General features: G+C 68.4%; 16 protein-coding genes. 14 read left to right on the forward strand and 2 right to left on the reverse strand.

All coding sequences use genetic code 11. The features are described 5' to 3' along the window. Nucleotides 1-335 precede the first annotated feature (335 nt). Nucleotides 336-2963, forward strand: a complete 2628-nt coding sequence (locus SALMUC_RS03970; RefSeq protein WP_021119804.1) for a Calx-beta domain-containing protein — start codon at nucleotides 336-338, stop codon at nucleotides 2961-2963. 43 nt (nucleotides 2964-3006) lie between these two features. Here the strand turns inward: SALMUC_RS03970 and SALMUC_RS03975 are convergent, their stop codons facing one another. Further along, nucleotides 3007-3783 (reverse strand): IclR family transcriptional regulator, encoded by a 777-nt coding sequence (locus SALMUC_RS03975; protein WP_020039845.1) that lies wholly within the window; start codon nucleotides 3781-3783, stop codon nucleotides 3007-3009. Nucleotides 3784-4065: 282 nt separating this feature from the next. Here SALMUC_RS03975 and SALMUC_RS03980 point away from each other — a divergent pair, with 282 nt between their 5' ends. From SALMUC_RS03980 to SALMUC_RS04020, 9 genes are all read left to right on the forward strand, one after another. Then, complete coding sequence (locus SALMUC_RS03980) at nucleotides 4066-4974, forward strand: dihydrodipicolinate synthase family protein (protein ID WP_020039846.1); 909 nt, start codon at nucleotides 4066-4068, stop codon at nucleotides 4972-4974. A gap of 72 nt (nucleotides 4975-5046) precedes the next feature. After that, nucleotides 5047-6030, forward strand: a complete 984-nt coding sequence (locus SALMUC_RS03985; RefSeq protein ID WP_020039847.1) for a dihydroxyacetone kinase subunit DhaK — start codon at nucleotides 5047-5049, stop codon at nucleotides 6028-6030. A 3-nt stretch (nucleotides 6031-6033) separates the two neighbouring features. Next, a complete protein-coding gene (locus SALMUC_RS03990) occupies nucleotides 6034-6654 on the forward strand; it encodes a DAK2 domain-containing protein (protein ID WP_020039848.1) in 621 nt (206 codons plus the stop codon). Further along, nucleotides 6647-8065: an FAD-binding oxidoreductase gene (locus SALMUC_RS03995; RefSeq protein ID WP_020039849.1), complete on the forward strand. Its 1419-nt coding sequence runs from the start codon at nucleotides 6647-6649 to the stop codon at nucleotides 8063-8065. The genes SALMUC_RS03990 and SALMUC_RS03995 overlap by 8 nt, the downstream gene beginning before the upstream one ends. Nucleotides 8066-8152: 87 nt before the next feature. Then, nucleotides 8153-9175, forward strand: a complete 1023-nt coding sequence (locus SALMUC_RS04000) for a TRAP transporter substrate-binding protein (protein WP_020039850.1) — start codon at nucleotides 8153-8155, stop codon at nucleotides 9173-9175. Nucleotides 9176-9241: 66 nt separating this feature from the next. After that, nucleotides 9242-9760 (forward strand): TRAP transporter small permease, encoded by a 519-nt coding sequence (locus SALMUC_RS04005; protein ID WP_020039851.1) that lies wholly within the window; start codon nucleotides 9242-9244, stop codon nucleotides 9758-9760. Further along, nucleotides 9757-11046 carry a TRAP transporter large permease gene (locus SALMUC_RS04010; RefSeq protein WP_020039852.1) on the forward strand — a complete coding sequence of 430 codons (1290 nt, stop codon included), beginning with the start codon at nucleotides 9757-9759 and terminating at the stop codon, nucleotides 11044-11046. The genes SALMUC_RS04005 and SALMUC_RS04010 overlap by 4 nt, the downstream gene beginning before the upstream one ends. Nucleotides 11047-11218: 172 nt before the next feature. After that, nucleotides 11219-11617, forward strand: a complete 399-nt coding sequence (locus SALMUC_RS04015) for a LysR substrate-binding domain-containing protein (protein WP_020039853.1) — start codon at nucleotides 11219-11221, stop codon at nucleotides 11615-11617. A 97-nt stretch (nucleotides 11618-11714) separates the two neighbouring features. Then, a complete protein-coding gene (locus SALMUC_RS04020) occupies nucleotides 11715-13967 on the forward strand; it encodes a molybdopterin-dependent oxidoreductase (protein ID WP_037371000.1) in 2253 nt (750 codons plus the stop codon). A 94-nt stretch (nucleotides 13968-14061) separates the two neighbouring features. Here the strand turns inward: SALMUC_RS04020 and SALMUC_RS04025 are convergent, their stop codons facing one another. Next, nucleotides 14062-14943 (reverse strand): helix-turn-helix domain-containing protein, encoded by an 882-nt coding sequence (locus SALMUC_RS04025; RefSeq protein ID WP_020039855.1) that lies wholly within the window; start codon nucleotides 14941-14943, stop codon nucleotides 14062-14064. Between the two features lie 134 nt (nucleotides 14944-15077). On the opposite strand from SALMUC_RS04025, the gene SALMUC_RS04030 reads away from it, so the two are divergent. The 4 genes from SALMUC_RS04030 to pobA are packed head-to-tail and all read left to right on the forward strand — an operon-like array spanning nucleotide 15078 to nucleotide 19203. Next, the gene (locus SALMUC_RS04030) at nucleotides 15078-16115 is read left to right on the forward strand and encodes a TRAP transporter substrate-binding protein (RefSeq protein WP_020039856.1); all 1038 of its coding nucleotides are present in this window, start codon (nucleotides 15078-15080) and stop codon (nucleotides 16113-16115) included. 7 nt (nucleotides 16116-16122) lie between these two features. Further along, entirely contained in the window at nucleotides 16123-16629 is a 507-nt protein-coding gene (locus SALMUC_RS04035) for a TRAP transporter small permease (RefSeq protein ID WP_020039857.1), read from the forward strand. Next, nucleotides 16622-18010 (forward strand): TRAP transporter large permease, encoded by a 1389-nt coding sequence (locus SALMUC_RS04040; protein ID WP_020039858.1) that lies wholly within the window; start codon nucleotides 16622-16624, stop codon nucleotides 18008-18010. Before SALMUC_RS04035 ends, SALMUC_RS04040 begins: the two co-directional genes overlap by 8 nt. A gap of 11 nt (nucleotides 18011-18021) precedes the next feature. Continuing rightward, nucleotides 18022-19203, forward strand: coding sequence for a 4-hydroxybenzoate 3-monooxygenase (pobA, locus tag SALMUC_RS04045; protein WP_020039859.1), 1182 nt, complete (start codon nucleotides 18022-18024; stop codon nucleotides 19201-19203). The last annotated feature ends 3 nt before the right edge of the window (nucleotides 19204-19206 follow it).

Below are 19206 nucleotides of genomic sequence, written 5' to 3' on the forward strand. Positions count from 1 at the left end.
GGAATCCGGCTCCGGCCAGCCGATCACGCTGCGCCTGTCGGAGGCGGCGCCGCGTGACGTCACCGTGACCGTGCAGGTGCTGGCCGGTACGGCGTTCCCGCAGTCCGACATGGATTTCAACTTCTACTCGGCCGTCCAGCAGATCACGACTGTCACCATCCCGACGGGCGAGACCTCGCACACGTTCTATATCGAACACAATTCGAACGAAGCCGGCGAGCTTGACGAGAACTACGTTCTCGAGCTGACCGATCCGGTCAATGCGACCCTGACCGGCGGGGTCGACGTGCTGCGCGGCGACGGGCATCATTCTCGACGACGGACGCGGGCTTTTCGTGAGCGATCCGACGATCCTCGAGGGCGACGGCGCCGGACGCTTCGCCGAGTTCGAGGTGCAGCTGTCGCGCGCCGCGCTGGAGGATCTGACCTTCTCCTACGAGACGCGCGACGGCTCGGCCACCGCCGGCAGCGACTACACCGCGGAAAGCGGCACGCTGACCTTCGTGGCGGGTCAGACCGTGGCCTATGTGCGCGTGCCCATCCTGGGCGACACGGCCAGCGAGTCCTCCGAGACCTTCATGCTGGCGGTGACACCGGCGGATGCGACGACCCGAGGGGCCATCCTGAACGAGGCGCAGGACAACGTCGGAACCGCGCTTCTGCGCGACGACGACGGCGGCGATCTGCCGGTCGTCACGCTCGAGACCACGAACGGGCCAGAAAGCGGAGGCGGGCAGGTCCACGCGATCCGGCTCTCGGCGCCCGCGGCCCGCGACGTGACCGTCACGGTCCAGGTGATCGGCGGCACGGCGCTGCCGCAGTCCGACATGGACTTCAATTTCTACAGCGCGGTGTCCCAGGTCATCACCGTCACCGTTCCCGCCGGCGAGACGACCCAGACCTTCTCGATCGAGCACAACACGAACGAGGCCGGCGAGGTCGACGAGAACTACGTCCTCGAGGTCACGGACCCGGTCAACGCCACGCTGGCCGGGGGCACCGACGTGCTGCGCGGCACGGCGGTGATCCTCGATACCGAGCGGGGGCTCTTCGTGAGCGATCCGACGATCCTCGAAGGGGACGGCGGCGGACGTTTCGCCGAGTTCGAGGTGCGGATCTCGCGCACGAGCGTCGAGACGCTGACCTTCAGCTACGACACGATCGACGGCTCGGCCCGCGCGGGCGAGGACTATGTGGCGCGCAGCGGGACGCTGACCTTCGTGCCGGGGCAGACCGTGGCCCATGTCCGCGTGCCGATCAACGGCGACACCCGGCCCGAGAGTTCCGAGACCTTCATGCTCTCGGTCGTGCCGGCCGATACCGCCACCGAGGCGGCCATCTACAACGGGACCGAGGACAGCGTCGGCACGGCGCTGCTGCGCGACGACGACGGAGCCGGCACGCCGGTGCTGACGCTCGAGACCACGGACGGGCCGGAAAGCGGCGCGGGGCAGCTGCACACGCTGCGCCTCTCGGAGGCCTCGAGCCGCGATGTCACCGCCACGGTGCAGGTCGTCGCGGGCACCGCGGACCCGGCGTCGGACGTGGACTTCAACTTCTACTCGGCGGTGCAGCGGACGATCACCGTGACCATCCCCGCCGGGGAGACCACGCAGACCTTCGCCATCGAGCACAACTCCGAGGGCGGTGCCGAGATCGACGAGCATTACATCCTCGAGGTGACCGATCCCGAGAACGCCGTGCTTGCCGGCGGCGTGGATGCGCTGCGCGGCACGGCGGTGATCCTCGGGGACGGGCGGGCGCTTTTCGTCAGCGACCCGACCGTGCGCGAGGGAGACAGCATCGCGCCCTACGCGGAGTTCGAGATCCGCGTCTCGCGCCCGGCCGAGGTGCCGCTGGTCTTCAACGCGCGCACCTTCGACGTGAGCGCCGAGGCGGGGTCGGACTACACGGCCTACACCGGCACGATCTCCTTCGCCCCGGGCCAGACGGTGGCTTACGTGCGGGTGCCGCTGCTCGATGACGGCGATCTCGAGGCGGTCGAGACCTTCAGTCTCTCGGTGACGCCGAACCCGGCCACTGCCGCCCTGCTGCCGGGGGCCTATGTCGACAACGTCGGGTCGGCGACGATCCTCGACAACGACGCGGCGCCCACGACGATCGAGGGCGGCGCCGGCGACGATCCGCTCGACGGCACCTCCGGGCGCGACGTGATCCTGGGGCTCGGGGGCAACGACACGCTGGACGGGATGGCGGGCAACGACACGCTGGATGGCGGGCCGGGGTTCGACGTCCTGTTCGGCGGTACGGGCAACGACGTGCTGATCGGCGGGACAGGGGCCAACGTCCTCGACGGCGGGCTGGGCACCGACACCGCGAACTACGCGTCGGCTTCCGGACGGGTCCTGGTCGACCTGCAGCTCGACCTGACCGGGGCAGGCTTCCTGAAGTTCTTCGATGCGGGCTTCGTCCAGGGCGACACCTACGTCAGCATCGAGAACGTGGTGGGTGGTGACTATGCCGACAACCTGCGCGGGGATGCGGAGGACAACCGGCTGGCGGGCGGCGCGGTGTCGGACCGGCTCTATGGCCGGGCCGGCGACGACCGGCTGTTCGGCGGCACCGGGGCGGATGCGCTCTACGGCAACCTCGGGCGTGACGTGATGACCGGGGGAGGCGATGCGGGCCGACGCGACCGCTACATCTACTTCCAGCCCGAGGAGTCGCGACCGGGCGACGGAAACCGCGACGTCATCACCGATTTCGTTGCCGGCGAGGATCGGATCGAGCTGTCGCGCTTCGACGCCGATACCACGCAGGGATTCAAGCAGGCCTTCGTGTTCATTGGAGACGCGGCGTTCAGCGCGGCCGGTCAGCTGGGCTATCGCCACGAGGGGGGCAACACCATCGTGCAGGCCGACTTCGATGGCGACGCGGTGGCGGACTTCGAGATCGAACTGCGGGGGATCATGGACCTGACGGCCGACGATTTCCTCATCTGAGGCCCGCGGTCGCGGGGCGGCGGTGCCGCCCCGTGCCCTGGCGCTAGGCCTGTTCCGGGGGCACCCAGCCGAGCTGTTTCGAGATCGCCTCGGCATGGCTGACGACATAGGGCGCCAGTTCGTGCTGGCGTTCCTCGGACATGCGCTTGGCCGGGCCGCTGGAGGAGACCGAAGCGATGACCCGGCCGGCGGAATTCCTGATCGGCGCGGCCACGCAGCGGACGTTCAGCTTGTGCTCTTCGCGGTCGAGCGCGTAGCCGCATGCGCGGATCTCCTCGAGTTCGCGGCGCAGGGCCTCGGGCTCGACGAGGGTGTGCGCGGTGAACCTGTCCTGCCCTGCGGCGATCACGCGGTCGATGATGGGTTGCGGCTGGAAGGCGAGCGTCGCCTTGCCGACGCCGGTGCAGTAGCAGGGCGAGATTTCCATCACGATGGTGTCGTTCTGATCGCCGGTCGGCCCGCCGGTGGCGCGTTCGACGAAGACCATGCGCTCGCCGTCGAAGACGCAGAGATGCACGCTTTCCGAGGTGAGGCTGTTCAGCGTCTCGCAGAAGGGACGCGCCTTGCGCTGCAGGTCGAGGTTGTTCAGCACGGTCGCGCCCAGCTGGAACAGCCGCATGCCCAGCCGGTACTGGTCGCGCGAGCGTTCCTGCTCGAGAAAGCCGACTTCCTTGAGTGCCAGGATCGAGCGGTGGGCGGTCGAGCGGGGCAGCCCCGTGCGCTCGGCGATCTCGGAGACGCTGAGCGATCGCTCGGTTGTCGAGAAACAGTCGAGCACGCCGACCATCTTGCCCAGAGACTTCACGTTCTTGGTTTCCACGGCGCGCCCTCCTTGTTCCGCATTGCGGGATGTTAGTCGAGGAAGCAGGGTAGCTCAATAGCCGCGTGGTTCCGGAATGTGGGATAGATATTATCCACTTCGTGGAATTCAGTGTTTCTGCGTTGCAGAATACTGGAAATAATTTCGTTAATTATCAGTGTTGCGCATGCAGAAAGTGATGGACCATTCCACATTGCGGGACTGGTTTGAAAATTTCTTTTGACGAATTCTCACGCTGCGATCTAGCGTCTGTTCCGAGATACGGGAATGGAGGACCTACCCATGAGCAAGAAGATCTACGGCATCATCCCGCCGATCGTGACGCCCTTCGACAGCGCGGGCGATATCGACGAGGCGGCACTGCGCGAGAACGTGCAGTTCGTCATCTCCCGCGGGGTGCATGGCATCTGCTTCGGCGGCAGCACCGGCGAGGGGCACACGCTGACCTCCGACGAGCTCGAGCGCGTGGCCGAGATCTGCGCCGAGGAAGCGCAGGGCCGCGTGCCGGTGATCGCGGGCATCATCACCAACTCGACCCGCGACGCCGCGCACAAGGCGAAGCTGATGACGAAATACGCCATCGACGCGCTGCAGATCACCCCGGTGCACTACGTATTCCGCCCCGACGAAACGGCGACCTACAACCACTTCAAGGTCCTGAGCGAGACCACGGATCTGCCGATCCTGATCTACAACGTGGTGCCCTGGAACTACCTGTCGCCCCAGCTTCTCGTGAAGATCATGAACGAGATCCCGAACGTGAAGGGCGTCAAGCAGAGCGCGGGCGATCTCAAGCTCTTCGCCGACCTGATGATCACGGCGCCCGACGACGCGCTGATCTTCTCGGCCGTGGACGCGCTGCTCTATCCGTCCTTCGCCATGGGCTCGCACGGGACCATCGCGGCGAACCCGGCCGCCGTGCCGGGCGTCTGCGTCGCGCTCTGGGACGCCGTGCAGGCCGGCAACCACACGCTGGCCAAGGAGATCCACGAGGCGCTGCTGCGCTTCTGGAACACCATCTCGGACGACAACCTGCCCGCGAACGTCAAGTTCGCCCTGTCCGAGCAGGGCGTCTCGACCGGTCTGCCGCGTGCGCCGATGCCGGCCACCAACGCGGCCCAGGCCGAGCGCATCCGCGCGGCACTGCCCGAGGTGCTGAAGTACGAGAAGAAGGTGGCAGAGCTCGCCTGATCCGACGGAGCGGGCGCCCCGGAGGAGGGGGCGCCCGCGACCGATGACGACCACCGCGTAAGGGAGGACGCGATGCCCAAGCTGATGAATGACGCCGACGCCTACGTGGACGAGGTGCTGGACGGTCTGATCCTGACCGATGCCCGTCTCGCCCGCGAGGGGCGCGCGGTGACCCTAGCCGAGGGCGCGCGCAAGGGCGTCGCCATCGTCTCCGGGGGCGGCTCGGGGCATTTCCCGCTATTCGTCGGCTACACCGCGCCGGGCTTTATCGACGCCTGCGCCGTGGGCGACGTCTTTGCCGGCCCCTCGGTCGCCGCCTGCGAGAGCGCGATCCGCGCCGCCGACCGGGGGCAGGGCGCGCTGCTGCTCTACGGCAACTACGGCGGCGACAAGATGAATTTCGACATGGCCTCGGAGATGGTCGAGCTCGACGACATCCGCTGCGAGACGGTCCTCGGGACCGACGACATCGCCAGCGGCGGCGCCGAAGAGGCGGACAAGCGCCGCGGAGTTGCGGGGCTCGTGCTGCTCTACAAGATTGCCGGTGCTGCGGCCGACCGGGGTGACGACCTGGACACGGTGGCCCGCATCACGCGCGAGGCGGGCGCGAACCTGCGGACCGTGGGCATCGCCACCTCGTCCTGCACGCTGCCAGGTGCGCCGGGGCCATCCTTCACGCTCGAGGCCGGCAAGGTCGAGCTGGGCATGGGCATCCACGGCGAGCCCGGCCTCTGGCGAGACGACCTGCGAGGCGCCGATGCGCTGGCCGACGAGATGGTCGAGCGGCTGCTCGCGGATCCGGTGGCGCAGCGGTCCGGTCGGGTCTGCCTGATGCTGAATTCGCTGGGCGCAACGCCGCTCGAGGAACTGCTGATCCTCTACCGCCGCGCCGCCGCGCGGCTGGAGGAGGCCGGCATCACGGTGGCGCTGCCGATGATCGGGCATTTCGCGACCTCGATGGAGATGGGCGGCATGTCGATGTCGCTGATGCACCTCGACGAGGAGCGCGAGGCACTGCTGCGCGCGCCCTCCGACTGCCGTTACTGGAGGGTCTGAGCCATGGGCATCACCGTTTCCACCGTGAACGCGGCCATTGTCGCCGCCGCGCAGGCCGCGCGGCGGGCCGAGGTCGAGCTCAACGCCGCCGATGCGCGCATGGGTGACGGCGACACCGGCGTCACCGTGCGCCGCGTGTTCGAGGCGCTCGAGGCCGCGCGCCCGGGCGGCGAGGACCTGGGGCAGGCCTTCGCGGAGCTGGCCAAGGTCTGCTCGGGCGCGACCGGATCGAGCCTCGGGACGCTGGTGACCGTGGCGATGATGACGCTTGCCAAGCCGCTGAAGGGGCAGGTGGACCTGCCCTGGGCCGAGCTGCCGGCGCTGCTGGCCGATGTCCGTGACCGGATGCTGGCGCGCGGGGGCGCGCGCCTTGGCGACAAGACCATGGTCGACATGCTCGACGCCGTGATCCGCGCGACCGACGGGCTGGATGCGCCCGAGGCAATGGCGATCGCCGCGCTGCGGGCCGCCGACGAGACGCTGGAGGACTTCCGAGATCGTCCGAACCGCATCGGCCGCGCCCGGATGTTCGCCGACCGCACGGTCGGGATGGACGATCCCGGGATGCTGGCCTTTCACCGCCTGCTGCGCGCCGTGACCGGCGCGGAGGTGCCGCATGCCTGATCTCGCACCGCTCCCGACCCCGCTCGACGAGGCCACCGAGGCGCTGCGCGCGCTGCTGGGCGACCGGCTGGTGACCTCCGGCGGCGACCGCAGGCAGCACAGCCACGGCGAGGGCCTGCCGGATGCCGGGCTGCCCGACATGGTGGCCTATCCCGAGACCACCGAGGAGGTGGCGGAGCTGGCCCGCATCTGCACCGCGCACCGCATCGCCATGGTGCCCTACGGCGCGGGCTCGTCGCTCGAGGGGCAGGTCGCGGCGCTGAACGGCGGCGTGAGCGTGGACCTGACGCGGATGAACCGCGTGCTCGAGGTCTCGCCCGGCTCGCTCGACTGCCATGTGCAGGCGGGGGTGACCCGGATGCAGCTCAATGCGCACCTGCGCGACACGGGGCTGTTCTTTCCGCTCGACCCGGGCGCCGACGCGACGCTGGGCGGGATGGCGGCGACGCGCGCCTCGGGCACCAACGCGGTGGGTTACGGCACCATGCGCGAGGTGGTCCTTGCGCTGACGGTGGTCACGCCCGATGGGCGTATCATCCGCACCGGCAGCCGGGCCCGCAAGTCGGCCACCGGCTACGACCTCACGCGGCTCTACGTCGGCTCCGAGGGCACGCTGGGCTTCATCACCGAGCTGCGCCTGCGGCTGGTCGGCCAGCCCGAGGCCGTGGTTTCGGCGGTGAGCCAGTTTCCCTCGCTCGAGGCGGCGGTGAACACGGCCACTATGGCGCGGCAGATGGACCTGCGGGTCGTCCGTCTGGAGCTGCTGGACGAGGTCCAGACCGATGCCTGCATCCGCTACTCGAAGCTCGAGGGGATGGCGCCCAAGCCCACGCTCTTCGTCGAGTTTCACGGCACGCCCGCGGCGGTCCGCGAGCAGGCCGAGTTGTTTCACGAGCTGGCCCGCGACATGGGCGCGCTCAGCTGGGACGAGGCCGAGACGCCCGAGGCGCGCACCGCGCTCTGGACCGCGCGGCACCATGCCTACGAGGCCTGCATCGCGCTGGTGCCGGGCTCGCGCAACATGGGCACCGACGCCTGCGTGCCGATCGAGCACCTGGCCGCCTGCCTGATCGAGACGCAGGCCGACGTCCGCGACAGCGGGCTGACCGCGCCGATCGTGGGTCACGTCGGCGATGGCAATTTCCATCTTGGCATCCTCTTCGATCCCGAGGACAAGGACCAGCGCGCCCGCGCGGATGCGCTGGCCGAACGGGTCAGCCTTCGGGCGATCCGCTACGGCGGCACCTGCTCGGGCGAGCACGGAGTCGGTCTTCACAAGACCAGGTACCTTGCCGCCGAACACGGCGAGGCGCTGGAGATCATGCGCGCGCTCAAGGCCGCGCTTGACTCGCTGGGGCTGATGAACCCCGGCAAGCTCATTCCGGAGCGGGAGGCCCCGCCGACCGGATGATGGTGGCGCCGAGGCGGGAGAGGAGCCCGCAAGGCGCGCAACACAGACCTGCCGGAAAGAGAGAAACCGGCAAGAGGGAGGAACGACATGACCTACGGAATGAAAGCCGCACTGCTGGCCTCGGCCATGCTCGTCGCGGGGCCGCTGGCCGCGCAGGAGCGTCTCAAGGCCACCTGGACCGACCCGGACGACCCGACCACGGCGCCGGTCACCGCCTACATGCACGTGCTCGAGGACCAGGTCGAGCGCCTGACCGGCGACGCCTACGACGTCGAGCTCTACCCCAACGGTCAGCTGGGCGACCAGCGCGCCATGGTGCAGCAGGTTTCGCGCGGCTCGCTGCATTTCGCCAACATCGCCTCGGGCGTGCTGGCCTCGCTGGGCTACCCCGAGCTGGGCATCGTCGACATGCCGTTCCTCTTCAAGAGCCGCGCGCATTTCAACGCGACGATGAACCGCGACAATCCCTTCATCGCCAAGCTGCTCGACGACGTGGCCGCCGAAACCGGCGTGCGCGTGATCTCGCTGCATCCCTACGGCTTCCGCAACATGACGACCAAGGACACCGCCGTCATGGAGCCCGCCGACATGGACGGCCTGCGGATGCGCACCATGGAGGTCGTGCCGCACCAGAAGATGATGGAGGCGCTGGGCGCCACGCCCGTGCCGATCCCCTATCTCGAGCTCTACACCTCGCTGCAGACCGGCGTCGTGGACGGCCAGGAGAACCCGCCCTCGAACATCATCATGCAGCGCTTCTACCAGGTGCAGGGCCACATGACCGAGACGCAGCACGTCATGACCGTGGGCGCCGTCATCACCAACGAAGAGTGGTGGCAGGGTCTCGACGAGGGCGAGCGCAAGGCGATCCTTGCCGCCGACGCCGAGGCGAGCCTTGCGCATGACGGCATCGGCGCGGTGCAGGACCTGCTGGGCGTGCAGACGCTGCGCGACGAGGGCGTCGAGGTGCACACCCCCGGCCCCGAGCAGATGGAGGCCTTCCGCGCGGCCACCGTCGAGCCGACCAAGGCCTGGGCTTCCGAGCAGTTCGGCGAGGAATTCGTCAGCGAGTTCTTTGCCCACATGGCCGGGTTCGACGCGCGCTTCTGATTGCGCCCGCGTTCCGCCGCCCGCCGACCTGCGGGCGGCGTCCTTCATTCAAAGAGCAGGTGAAAGATGACTCCCAAGGGGCCGCTCAAGGCGCTGGACCGCGCGTTCCAGCTGGTATTCAGCAATCTGGTGGTGGTGGCGCTGTTCGTCATGGTCGTCGTCGTCCTGACGCTGATCATCGGGCGGTCCGTCTTCGGCGTCGCCTTCTTCTGGGGCGAGGAGCTGGCACGCTACACCATGATCTTCATGGCCTTCATCGGCGGCGCGGTCGCCCTTCGGGCCGACCAGCATCCGCGACTGACGATCTTCACCGCCTACCTGCCTGAGCGGGCGCGCGTCTGGATCGAGCGGGTGCTCGCCGGGCTGATGGCCGTCACGCTGGCGGTGCTCTTCTGGCAGGGGCTGGACGTCGCGATCCTTGATGGTCGCATGAAGACCCCCGCTCTGCGCATTCCCTATTTCTGGATCTTCCTCGCCGTTCCCATCGGGGCGGCCGCGATGCTGATCATGCTGTTCTTCAAGCAGATCATGCCGCCGCTCATCGAGATCGACGAGGAAGCCGACGTCAAGGAGGTCACCGAATGAACGCCGCCTTCGCCTGGATGCTGATCTCCTTCGGGCTGCTCACCGTCGGGGGCTTTCCGCTCTCCTTCGGGATGCTGCTCTCGTGCATCGTCTACTTCGTCTTCGCCGGCGAGCCGCTCTACCTCGTGGCGCAGCAGTTCTTCAACGGGATCGACTTCTTCACGATCATGGCGATCCCCTTCTTCATGCTGGCGGGCGAGCTGATGGTCGCCTCGGGCACGGCCGACCGGCTGCTGAAATTCGCCCAGCTCATCGTGGGCCGCCTGCGCGGCGGCACGGGCTATGTGAACATCCTCGCCTCGATGCTCTTCGGCGGCTGCTCGGGCTCGTCCATCGCGGACATCGCCGCGCTGGGACGGATGCAGACCGAGATGATGGAGCGCTCGGGCTTCAAGCGCGAGTTCGCGGCGGCGCTGACCGTCTCGACCTCGATCAAGGGCGCGATCATCCCGCCGTCGATCCCCATCGTCCTGGTGGGCGCGGTGACCGGCACCTCGATCGGCGGCATGCTCATCGGCGGTCTCGTGCCCGGCCTGCTGGTGGCCGTCGCCATGGTGATCGCGGTCTTCATGACGACGCGGCGCAACAACATCCAGGCCTCGGACCGGAAGACCTCGCGCGAGGCGGCCCGCATCCTGCTGGCCTCGATGCCGTTCCTGGCCATGCCGGGGATCATCCTGGGCGGCATCCTGTCGGGCATCTTCACCCCGACCGAGGCCTCGGCGGCGGCCGTGGGCTGGGGCTTCCTGCTGCTGCTGGCCGAGACGAAGATGCGGCCCGACCCCAAGCTGCTGTGGCGCATCTTCCTGCGCTCGGGCACGCTCTCGGCGGCGGTGCTGATGCTGACCGGTGCGTCGAACGTCTTTTCCTGGGTGCTCGCGACGGAGCAGGTGCCGGCTCTGGTGGCGCAGACGATCTTCGCGATCACCGAGAACCCGATCCTCGTGCTGCTGATCATCAACGTCTTCCTGCTGATCTGGGGGCTCTTCATGGACATGCTGCCGGCGATCTTCATCGTCCTGCCGATCCTGATGCCGCTCACCAACGAGCTGGGCATCGACCCGGTGCACTTCGGGGTCTTCGCGACCTTCAACCTGGTGATCGGGCTCATCACGCCGCCCTACGGCACGGCGCTCTTTACCGGGTCCATCGTTCTGGGGATCCCGATCGAGCGCATGGTCAAGCACATGCTGCCCTTCTTCCTGGCGGCGCTCGGGGTGCTGATGCTGATCACCTACGTGCCCGAGACGGTGCTCTACCTGCCACGGCTGATGGACCTGCTCTGAGCCCGCACATCCAGCACAAGAAGACGCGCGCCAACTGCGGTTGGCGCGCGTTTCGCTGTTCGGGCGCGGGGCGAGCGCGAGGTTTACCTCGCGCAGAAGGAGTTCGGCCGCGCCGACCCCAGGGTCAGTTTGTCGGTGGCCAGTAGCATCAGACGCGCTTGAAGCCTTGAGGATGCGACGCGGCGAGGTCCGGATCGCGATGCAGCAGAAGGCGGTCTCGGGCTTCCTGCGACAGGCGCTGAGCGGGTTCCTGAAGGAGAACCCGCGCATCGTCCCCTCGGTGCGCATGCTGGAGTCGGACCGCGTGCGCCAGATGGTGATCGAGAACGAGGCGGATTTCGGACCGACCTTCTGCCCGCGCCCCGTGCCCGGCGTGACCGTCCTGCGCGAGCTGCCCTTCCGCGTGCTGGCGCTGGTGCCGGACGCGGCCTTGGCCCTGCGCGCCGCCTCGCTGCCGAAGCTGACGCTCGCGCCGATTTCGGCAAACGACAATTCCGCTGCGCTGGCCTCGGTGCTGGCAAGGCGTCACTTCGAGCCGTTCGTCGACGAGGTGCGGGGCCGCGCCGGTTGACGCTGCGCCCGGCGGGGCGCGGGCTTTCACAGCGCGACCGCGATGCGTTAGGCTTCGTTCAGCGCAGTGGCGCGCCGTGCACTGGGAGAGAGCGACGATGGCGGACGGAACGGCGAGACGGACGAGGGTGACCTCGAGCCACTGGGGCGCCTTCGAGGTCGATGTCGAGGGCGGCCGGATCGTCGCGACCCGCCCCTTCTCCGAGGATCCGCACCCCTCGCGTATCCCCGACATCCTGCCGGCCGCCGTGCATCACCATACGCGCGTGGCGCGTCCCTCGGTCCGGCGCGGCTGGCTCGAGACGCGCCGGGGCGGCGGACGCGGCAGCGACGAGTTCGTCGAACTGCCCTGGGACGAGGCGCTGGACATGGCGGCGCAGGAGATCGACCGCGTCCGCCGCACCCACGGCAACGAGGCGATCTTCGGCGGCTCCTACGGCTGGGGCTCGGCCGGGCGCTTTCACCATGCGCAAAGCCAGGTGCACCGGTTCCTGAACAGTATCGGCGGCTATGTCGCCTCGGCCGGCAGCTATTCGACCGGCTGCGCGCAGGCGATCATGCCGCATGTGCTGGGCTGCAATTTCCTGACCTTCCTCTACGAGTACCAGGACGGCTGGCCGACGATCCACGACAACACCGAGACGCTGGTGATGTTCGGAGGGATCAACGCCAAGAACGCGCAGGTCAGCATGGGGGGCGTCACCGAGCACGAGACCACCGGCTGGTTCGAGCGCTTCGCGGCCAAGGACATGCGCTGCATCAACGTGGGCCCGCAGCGCGGCGACGCGCCCGAGGGCTGCGAGTGGTTGCCGGTCCGGCCCGGTTCGGATACCGCGCTGATGCTGGCGCTGGCCCATGTGCTGGAGGACGAGGGCCTGAACGACCACGCGTTCCTCGCGCGCTGCACGGTCGGGTTCGAGCGCTTCCGCCCCTACCTCATGGGCGAAAGCGACGGCACGCCCAAGAGCCCGGAGTGGGCCGCGCCGATCTGCGGCGTGGCGCCCGAGGCGATCCGCGAACTGGCGCGCCGGATGGCCGCGACCCGGACCTTCATCACGCTGGCGTGGTCGCTGCAGCGGGCGGAGCATGGCGAACAGCCCTACTGGATGTCGGCCGTGCTGGCCGCGATGCTGGGGCAGGTCGGCCTGCCGGGCGGCGGCGTCGGCTATGGCTACGGCGCCATCGGGGGCGTGGGCAAGTCTCTGAAGCGGGTGCGCGGCATGACGTTGCCGCAGTTGCAGAACCCGATCGAGACGGTGATCCCGGTCGCCCGCATCGGCGACATGCTGCGCCATCCGGGCGAGCCCTACGATTTCAACGGCCGGCGCGGGCCTTACCCGGATATCCGGCTGATCTACTGGGCGGGCGGCAACCCCTATCACCACCACCAGGACCTGAACGCGCTGCAGGAGGCCTGGCAGCGCCCCGAGACGATCATCGTCAACGAGCCCTGGTGGACCGCCACGGCCAAGCGGGCCGACATCGTCTTTCCCGCGACCACGCCCTACGAGCGCGAGGACATCGGGCGGACGAACCTCGACGACTATCTCTTCCACATGCCGCAGCTTGTGCCGCCGGTGGGCGAGGCGCGCGACGACTACGCGATCTTCGCCGGACTGGCCGAGCGTTTGGGGGCCGGTCCGACCTTCACGGAGGGGCGCGACGCGGAAGAATGGATCGCCGGGCTTTATGACGACTACCGGGCGAACGCCGCGCGCGAGGGGGTGGAGGTGCCCGACCTCGAGACCCTGAAGGAGCGCAACTGGGTGCGCCTGCCGGTCCGCGAGGACGGGCCGAACCGTCGCTACCTCGCGCCCTTCCGCGAGGACCCCGAAGGCGCGCGGCTTGGCACGCCGTCGGGCCGGATCGAAATCTTTTCCGAGGCCATCGACGGCTTCGGCTACGACGACTGCCCCGGCCATCCGGTCTGGCTGCCGCCCTCGGAATGGCTGGGCGCGGCCGGGGCCGAGGCGCCGCTGCACCTCGTCTCGCCGCAGCCCGGTGACAAGCTCCACAGCCAGCTCGAAAGCGCCTTGGCCGACGTCGAGGGCGCGCGGCCGGAAACGCTGGTGATCCACCCCGAGGACGCAGCCGCGCGGGGCGTTGCCACGGGCGACCTGCTGCGCGTCTTCAACGCGCGCGGGGCCTGCCGGGCGCGGGCGCTTGTCTCCGAGGGCATCCATCGCGGCGTGGTCGCGTTGCCAACGGGCGCCTGGTTCGGCGACCCGGGCACCAACATCGACCCGGACGGCAATCCCAACGTGCTGACCCGCGACATGGGAACCTCGCGGCTGGGGCAGGGGTGCAGCGCCCATACCGCCCTGGTCGAGGTCGCACGGCTCTCGGCCTAGTCCGGCTCGGATGAGGGGGGCGGGCAAGGCCGCCCGGGAAAAGCGACCCGGCGACGGCGCCCCGCGCGGCGCGTCGCGGTCGCCGCAAGGGGCATCAGTCCGACTGCCGGCGGAACTCCGAGGGGGTGACGCCGAAGGTGGTCTTGAAGGTGCGGCTGAAGAAGGCCGCGTCGCCGAAACCCGCGCGGTGCGCGATGTCCAGCACCGGCAGCCGCGTGTAGCTGAGCAGGCGCTTGGCCTCGAGCATGCGGCGACGGCGCACCAGCTCGTTTGGCGAGGTGCCCAGAACGCGTTTGCAGATGCGCGTCAGGTGCGGGGCGGAGACGCCCACCGCGCGGGCGTAGTCCTCGACCGTGACGCTTTCCGCGAAGCGCGCCTCGACCTCTTCGCAGAAGGCCTGCGCCTGCGCTTCATGCCGGCTGAGCTCGGTCCCTGCGCGCCCGGTGTCGACCTGCACGGTGCGGCGCAGCTCCTCGATCAGCGTCAGCACGAGGGCGTGGCTCAGCGCCCTGAGCAGCGGCTCGCGTTCGCTGCCGACCGAGTGGTAGGCCTGCCGCAACTGCCGCATCAGCGCGTCGACGTCGGCGAACCGGGGTGTCGCCGAGCGGGCGAGGAATCCCGCGAGCGGCTGCGTCACCTGGCGCACCCGGTCGAGCACGGGCGCCTCGATCTCGTCCAGGGGAATGGTCAGCACGTCGCCGTTGATGTCCTCGGGAAAGCGGAAGGCATGCGGCGTGCCGGGCGGCACGACGAGGATCAGAGGCTCGCCCGTGCGATGGTCGCCGTCGCCCACGCGAAAGCTCACGCCGGCGGTGCGGAAGAGGAAGACCTGCAACAGGCGGCTGTGGCGATGAAGTCGAATTGTCCAATCGAGCTTGCTGCTGCGCTCGAAGATCGTCTCGAGGTGAATCGGGTCCGAAAGCGCGCCGGACAGGAGCTCACCGTATAGCTCGTAGGTCGGAATCAGGCGCGCCATGGGGCCTCCAAAGCGGTGGCAGACCGGATGCATTGTCCGGATATGATCGAATAGTGCAAGTTTTTGTGGGTCGCGTTCATTTCCAGCGAGAGCCCAAAGGTTATTTTCACCTGCACCATTAAGGGAGGACCACCATGACCAAGACCCCTCGCACCATGTTTGGACTGGCCGCGACCGTGAGCGCGATTGCCGTCTCCGCGCCCGCCTTCGCGCAGGATTTCCAGTTCTCGATCCACCATTTCCTGAGCCCCAAGTCGCCAACGCAGACCATGCTGCTGGAGCCCTGGGCCGAGTCCATCGAGGAAGCCTCGGACGGGCGGATCGCCTTCGAGATCTTTCCCGCGATGTCGCTGGGCGGCGCGCCGCCGGAGCTGTTCAGCCAGGTGCGCGACGGTGTCGTCGACCTTGCCTGGACGCTTCCGGGCTACACCCCCGGCACCTTCCCGCATCTCGAGGTCTTCGAGCTTCCGGACGTGCATGGCGGTGACGCGCGGGCGACCAACCTCGCGATCAACGACATGATGGAAGACCTCGCCGCCGACTTCGAGGACGTCCACCCGATCCTCGTGCACGTCCACACCGGCAACGCGCTGCACCTCGCCGGCGACGCCATCGGCGGCATCGAGGACATGGAGGGCCTCAAGATCCGCAGCCCCTCGCGCACCGGCGCCTGGCTGATCGAGGAACTGGGCGCCGAGCCCGTTGCGATGCCGGTACCGGCCCTGCCACAGGCGCTGTCGAAAAAGGTCGTGGACGCCGCGCTCGTGCCTTTCGAGGTGGCCATCCCGCTGGGCCTGTCGGAGCTGACCAGCGCCTCGGTCGAACTGGAGGGCGGCCAGCGCTTCGGCACCTCGACCTTCATCTTCGCGATGAACAAGGACAGCTACGAGTCGCTGCCAGAGGACCTGCAGAAGGTCATCGACGATCATTCCGGCCGCGCGCTGGCCGAGGAGATGGGCGTCGAGTGGAACGACATCGAGCCGGTCGGCAAGCAGATGGCAAGGGACGCGGGCAACTCCGTGGTCGAGCTTTCGGCCGAGGCCTCGGCGGCCTTCGACGCGCCCTTCGAGGCGGTGGCCCAGCGCTGGCTCTCCGAGGCCGCGGACATGGGCATCGACGGCGAGGCGCTGCTCGAGAAGGCCCGCGACGCGGTGGCCTCGCACAGCGAGTGAACCCGACATGACCATGCGATCCCTGATTTCCGGGGTCATCGCGACATGGGCGCTGGCGGGCGGCATGCTGCTGCTCGTCATCGTCCTCGCGACGGCCGTCAACGCCGCCGGCTTCACGGCGGACATGATCGCCGGGCTCTGGGGCGGCGATGTCCCGGGCCTGTCGGGATACGAGGACGGGGTGACGATGCTGATCGGCGTCGCGGCCCTGGCCATGTTCCCTTACTGCCAGCTTCACAGCGGGCATGCCGCGGTCGACATCTTCATGGATCGGGCACCCGCCCGCGTGCGCCGCGGGGTGGCCATCCTCTCGGGGCTGCTGGTCACGGCGCTCGCGCTGACCATGGCGGTGATGCTGGTCTTCGGCACGCTCGAGACGCGCTCGGACAACGTCGAGACCGCCGTGCTTGGCTGGCCCGTCTGGATCTTCATGCCGACCGCGGTGCTGTCGTGCCTGCTCTGGGCCGTCGCCGCGTTGATGGAAACCTTCGGACCGGAGGCACGCCATGCATAACGAGATGATCGGCGTCTACGGGCTGATCGGGCTCTTCGCGATGATCATGCTGCGGATACCCGTGGCGCTCGCGATGATCCTGACCGGCATCATCGGCACCTGGGTGCTGAGCCTCGCCTCTCCATTCATCAAGTTCGCGCCCTACCTGCTGCAGTTCAAGACGGCGCTCTGGAACAGCGTGGCGAGCTACGATCTCTCGGTCGTGCCGCTCTTCGTGCTGATGGGCTTCCTGGCCGCGGAAACCGGGCTCAGCCGCGATCTTTTCCAGGGGCTCAGCGTGCTGACCCGCCGGATCCGCGGCGGCGTGGCCATGGCGACGATCCTGGCCTGCGGCGGCTTCGGCGCCGTCAGTGGCTCGTCCATCGCGACCGCCTCGACCATGAGCCGGGTCGCGCTGCCCGAGTTGCGGCGCCTCGACTACGACGAGGGCCTCTCGACCGGCGTTCTGGCGGCGGGCGGCACGCTGGGCATCCTGATCCCGCCGTCGGTTGCGCTGGTGATCTACGCCATCGTGGTCGAAGCCTCGATCCTCGAGATGTTCCAGGCCGCGATCATTCCCGGCATCCTCGCCGTGGTGCTCTTCCTGCTGGTCATCCGGTTGCGCATCGCCCGCAACCGGGGCCTTGCGCCGGACCTGACCCCGATCGACCCCGAGGAGGTGCGCCGTTCGCTGCGCCGGTTGTGGCCGGTGGGGCTGATCTTCGGCTCGATCATTCTCGGGCTGGGCATGGGGCTCTTCACGCCGACGCCGGCGGCCGCGGTCGGAGTGTTCCTGATCCTGGCCTACGGGCTGGTGCTGCGCTTGGGCACCGGCTCGGCGGACGGGCTGACATGGCCGCGCCTCAGGGACGCGCTGCTCGCCACAGCCAGGACCGCCTCGATGATCTACTTCATCCTGTTCTCGGCCGACATCCTCAAGGGCTTCTTCGCCCGCACCGGCCTTCCGGCGGCGATGTCGGACTGGGCGGCCGCCTCGTCGCTGGATCCCTACGTGATCCTCGTCGCGATGCTGCTGATCCTGATCCTGCTGGGCTGCTTCATGGAGAGCCTCTCGATGATCCTGGTCATCGTGCCCTTCTTCTGGCCGGTGCTCATCCAGCTCAACGGCGGCGACTACATCACCGCCGAGACCGCGGCCTTCGGAATGTCCAACGCCGACCTGCGGATCTGGTTCGGCATCCTCGCGCTGATCGTGGTCGAGCTGGGGCTCATCACGCCGCCCGTGGGCATGAACGTCTTCGTCATCAAGTCCTTCTCGCCGAAGACGCCGATCACGCGGATCTTCGGGGGCGTCGCGCCCTTCTTCGCCATCGAGCTGGTGCGGGTGGCCATCCTCGTGATGGTGCCGGGCCTCACACTCATCCTGACACGCCTGCTGTAGGGAATTCCGACATGACCAAATCCATCAAGACCAAGGTGTGCATCATCGGCTCGGGACCCAGCGGGCTGCTGCTGTCGCAACTGCTGGCGAATGCCGGGATCGAGAGCGTCGTTCTCGATCGCCGCGACCGGGCCTACATCGAGGGGCGCATCAGGGCCGGGGTGCTCGAGCAGGGCACGGTCGCCGCGCTCGAGGAAGCCGGGGTCGCCGACCGGCTGCACCGCGAGGGCCTGCCGCACGATGGCTTCGAGCTGGCCTTCGACGGTGCCCGTCATCGCATCGACCTTGCCGGGCTTACCGGCAAGTCGGTCATGGTCTACGGCCAGACCGAGGTGACGAAGGACCTCTTCGACAAGCGCGTCGAGCAGGGCCAGCAGTTCTTCTTCGACGTCGAGGAGGTGAGCCCGCGCGATCTGAAGACCGGAACGCCCGAGGTCCGCTTCCTGCACGCGGGCGAGGAGGTGATCGTCAGCTGCGACTACGTGGCGGGCTGCGACGGCTACCACGGCGTGTCGCGGCAGGCCATTCCGGACGACGTGCTGCGCACCTACGAGCGGGTCTATCCCTTCGGCTGGCTGGGCATCATGGTCGAGCAGCCCCCGGTGAACCACGAGCTCATCTACGCCAATCATCGGCGCGGTTTCGCCCTGGCCTCGATGCGCTCGGCGACGCGCAGCCGCTACTACATCCAGTGCGATCTTTCCGACAAGGTCGAGGACTGGAGCGACGCGCGCTTCTGGGAGGAGTTCGCGACGCGGCTCGGCCCCGAGACGGCGGACCATCTGCGAACGGGGCCTTCGTTCGAGAAATCCATCGCGCCGCTGCGCTCCTTCGTGGCAGAGCCCATGCGTTACGGTAACCTGCTGCTGGCGGGGGATGCCGCGCATATCGTGCCGCCGACGGGCGCCAAGGGCCTGAACCTCGCGGTCGCCGATGTGCGCCTGCTGGCCCGCGCGCTGACCGAGCATTACGCCGGCAACGACGCCTATCTCGAAAGCTACTCCGAGACGGTGCTGGCCCGGGTCTGGAAGGTCGAGCGGTTCTCTTGGCAGCTTTCGACGCTGATGCACCAGTTCCCCGAGAATTCGCCCTTCGAGGCGCGCATGCAGCGGGCCGAGTTCGACTATGTTGCGAGTTCCGAGGCCGCCTCGCGCAGCATCGCCGAGAACTACGTCGGCCTGCCGCTGGACTGACCT

Origin of the sequence: Salipiger mucosus DSM 16094 (assembly GCF_000442255.1) — a bacterium.
In the GTDB taxonomy this organism is placed as follows: Bacteria; Pseudomonadota; Alphaproteobacteria; order Rhodobacterales; family Rhodobacteraceae; genus Salipiger; species Salipiger mucosus.

Bases quoted from the DNA above. Each gene is read 5' to 3' on its own strand.
- SALMUC_RS03990 (WP_020039848.1), top strand. From the start codon at position 6,034: ATGGGCATCACCGTTTCCACCGTGAACGCGGCCATTGTCGCCGCCGCG.
- SALMUC_RS04030 (WP_020039856.1), top strand. From the start codon at position 15,078: ATGACCAAGACCCCTCGCACCATGTTTGGACTGGCCGCGACCGTGAGC.
- SALMUC_RS03985 (WP_020039847.1), top strand. From the start codon at position 5,047: ATGCCCAAGCTGATGAATGACGCCGACGCCTACGTGGACGAGGTGCTG.
- SALMUC_RS04005 (WP_020039851.1), top strand. From the start codon at position 9,242: ATGACTCCCAAGGGGCCGCTCAAGGCGCTGGACCGCGCGTTCCAGCTG.
- SALMUC_RS03980 (WP_020039846.1), top strand. From the start codon at position 4,066: ATGAGCAAGAAGATCTACGGCATCATCCCGCCGATCGTGACGCCCTTC.
- SALMUC_RS04015 (WP_020039853.1), top strand. From the start codon at position 11,219: ATGCGACGCGGCGAGGTCCGGATCGCGATGCAGCAGAAGGCGGTCTCG.
- SALMUC_RS04025 (WP_020039855.1), bottom strand. From the start codon at position 14,943: ATGGCGCGCCTGATTCCGACCTACGAGCTATACGGTGAGCTCCTGTCC.
- SALMUC_RS03995 (WP_020039849.1), top strand. From the start codon at position 6,647: ATGCCTGATCTCGCACCGCTCCCGACCCCGCTCGACGAGGCCACCGAG.
- SALMUC_RS04020 (WP_037371000.1), top strand. From the start codon at position 11,715: ATGGCGGACGGAACGGCGAGACGGACGAGGGTGACCTCGAGCCACTGG.
- SALMUC_RS04035 (WP_020039857.1), top strand. From the start codon at position 16,123: ATGACCATGCGATCCCTGATTTCCGGGGTCATCGCGACATGGGCGCTG.
- pobA (WP_020039859.1), top strand. From the start codon at position 18,022: ATGACCAAATCCATCAAGACCAAGGTGTGCATCATCGGCTCGGGACCC.
- SALMUC_RS04040 (WP_020039858.1), top strand. From the start codon at position 16,622: ATGCATAACGAGATGATCGGCGTCTACGGGCTGATCGGGCTCTTCGCG.
- SALMUC_RS04000 (WP_020039850.1), top strand. From the start codon at position 8,153: ATGACCTACGGAATGAAAGCCGCACTGCTGGCCTCGGCCATGCTCGTC.
- SALMUC_RS04010 (WP_020039852.1), top strand. From the start codon at position 9,757: ATGAACGCCGCCTTCGCCTGGATGCTGATCTCCTTCGGGCTGCTCACC.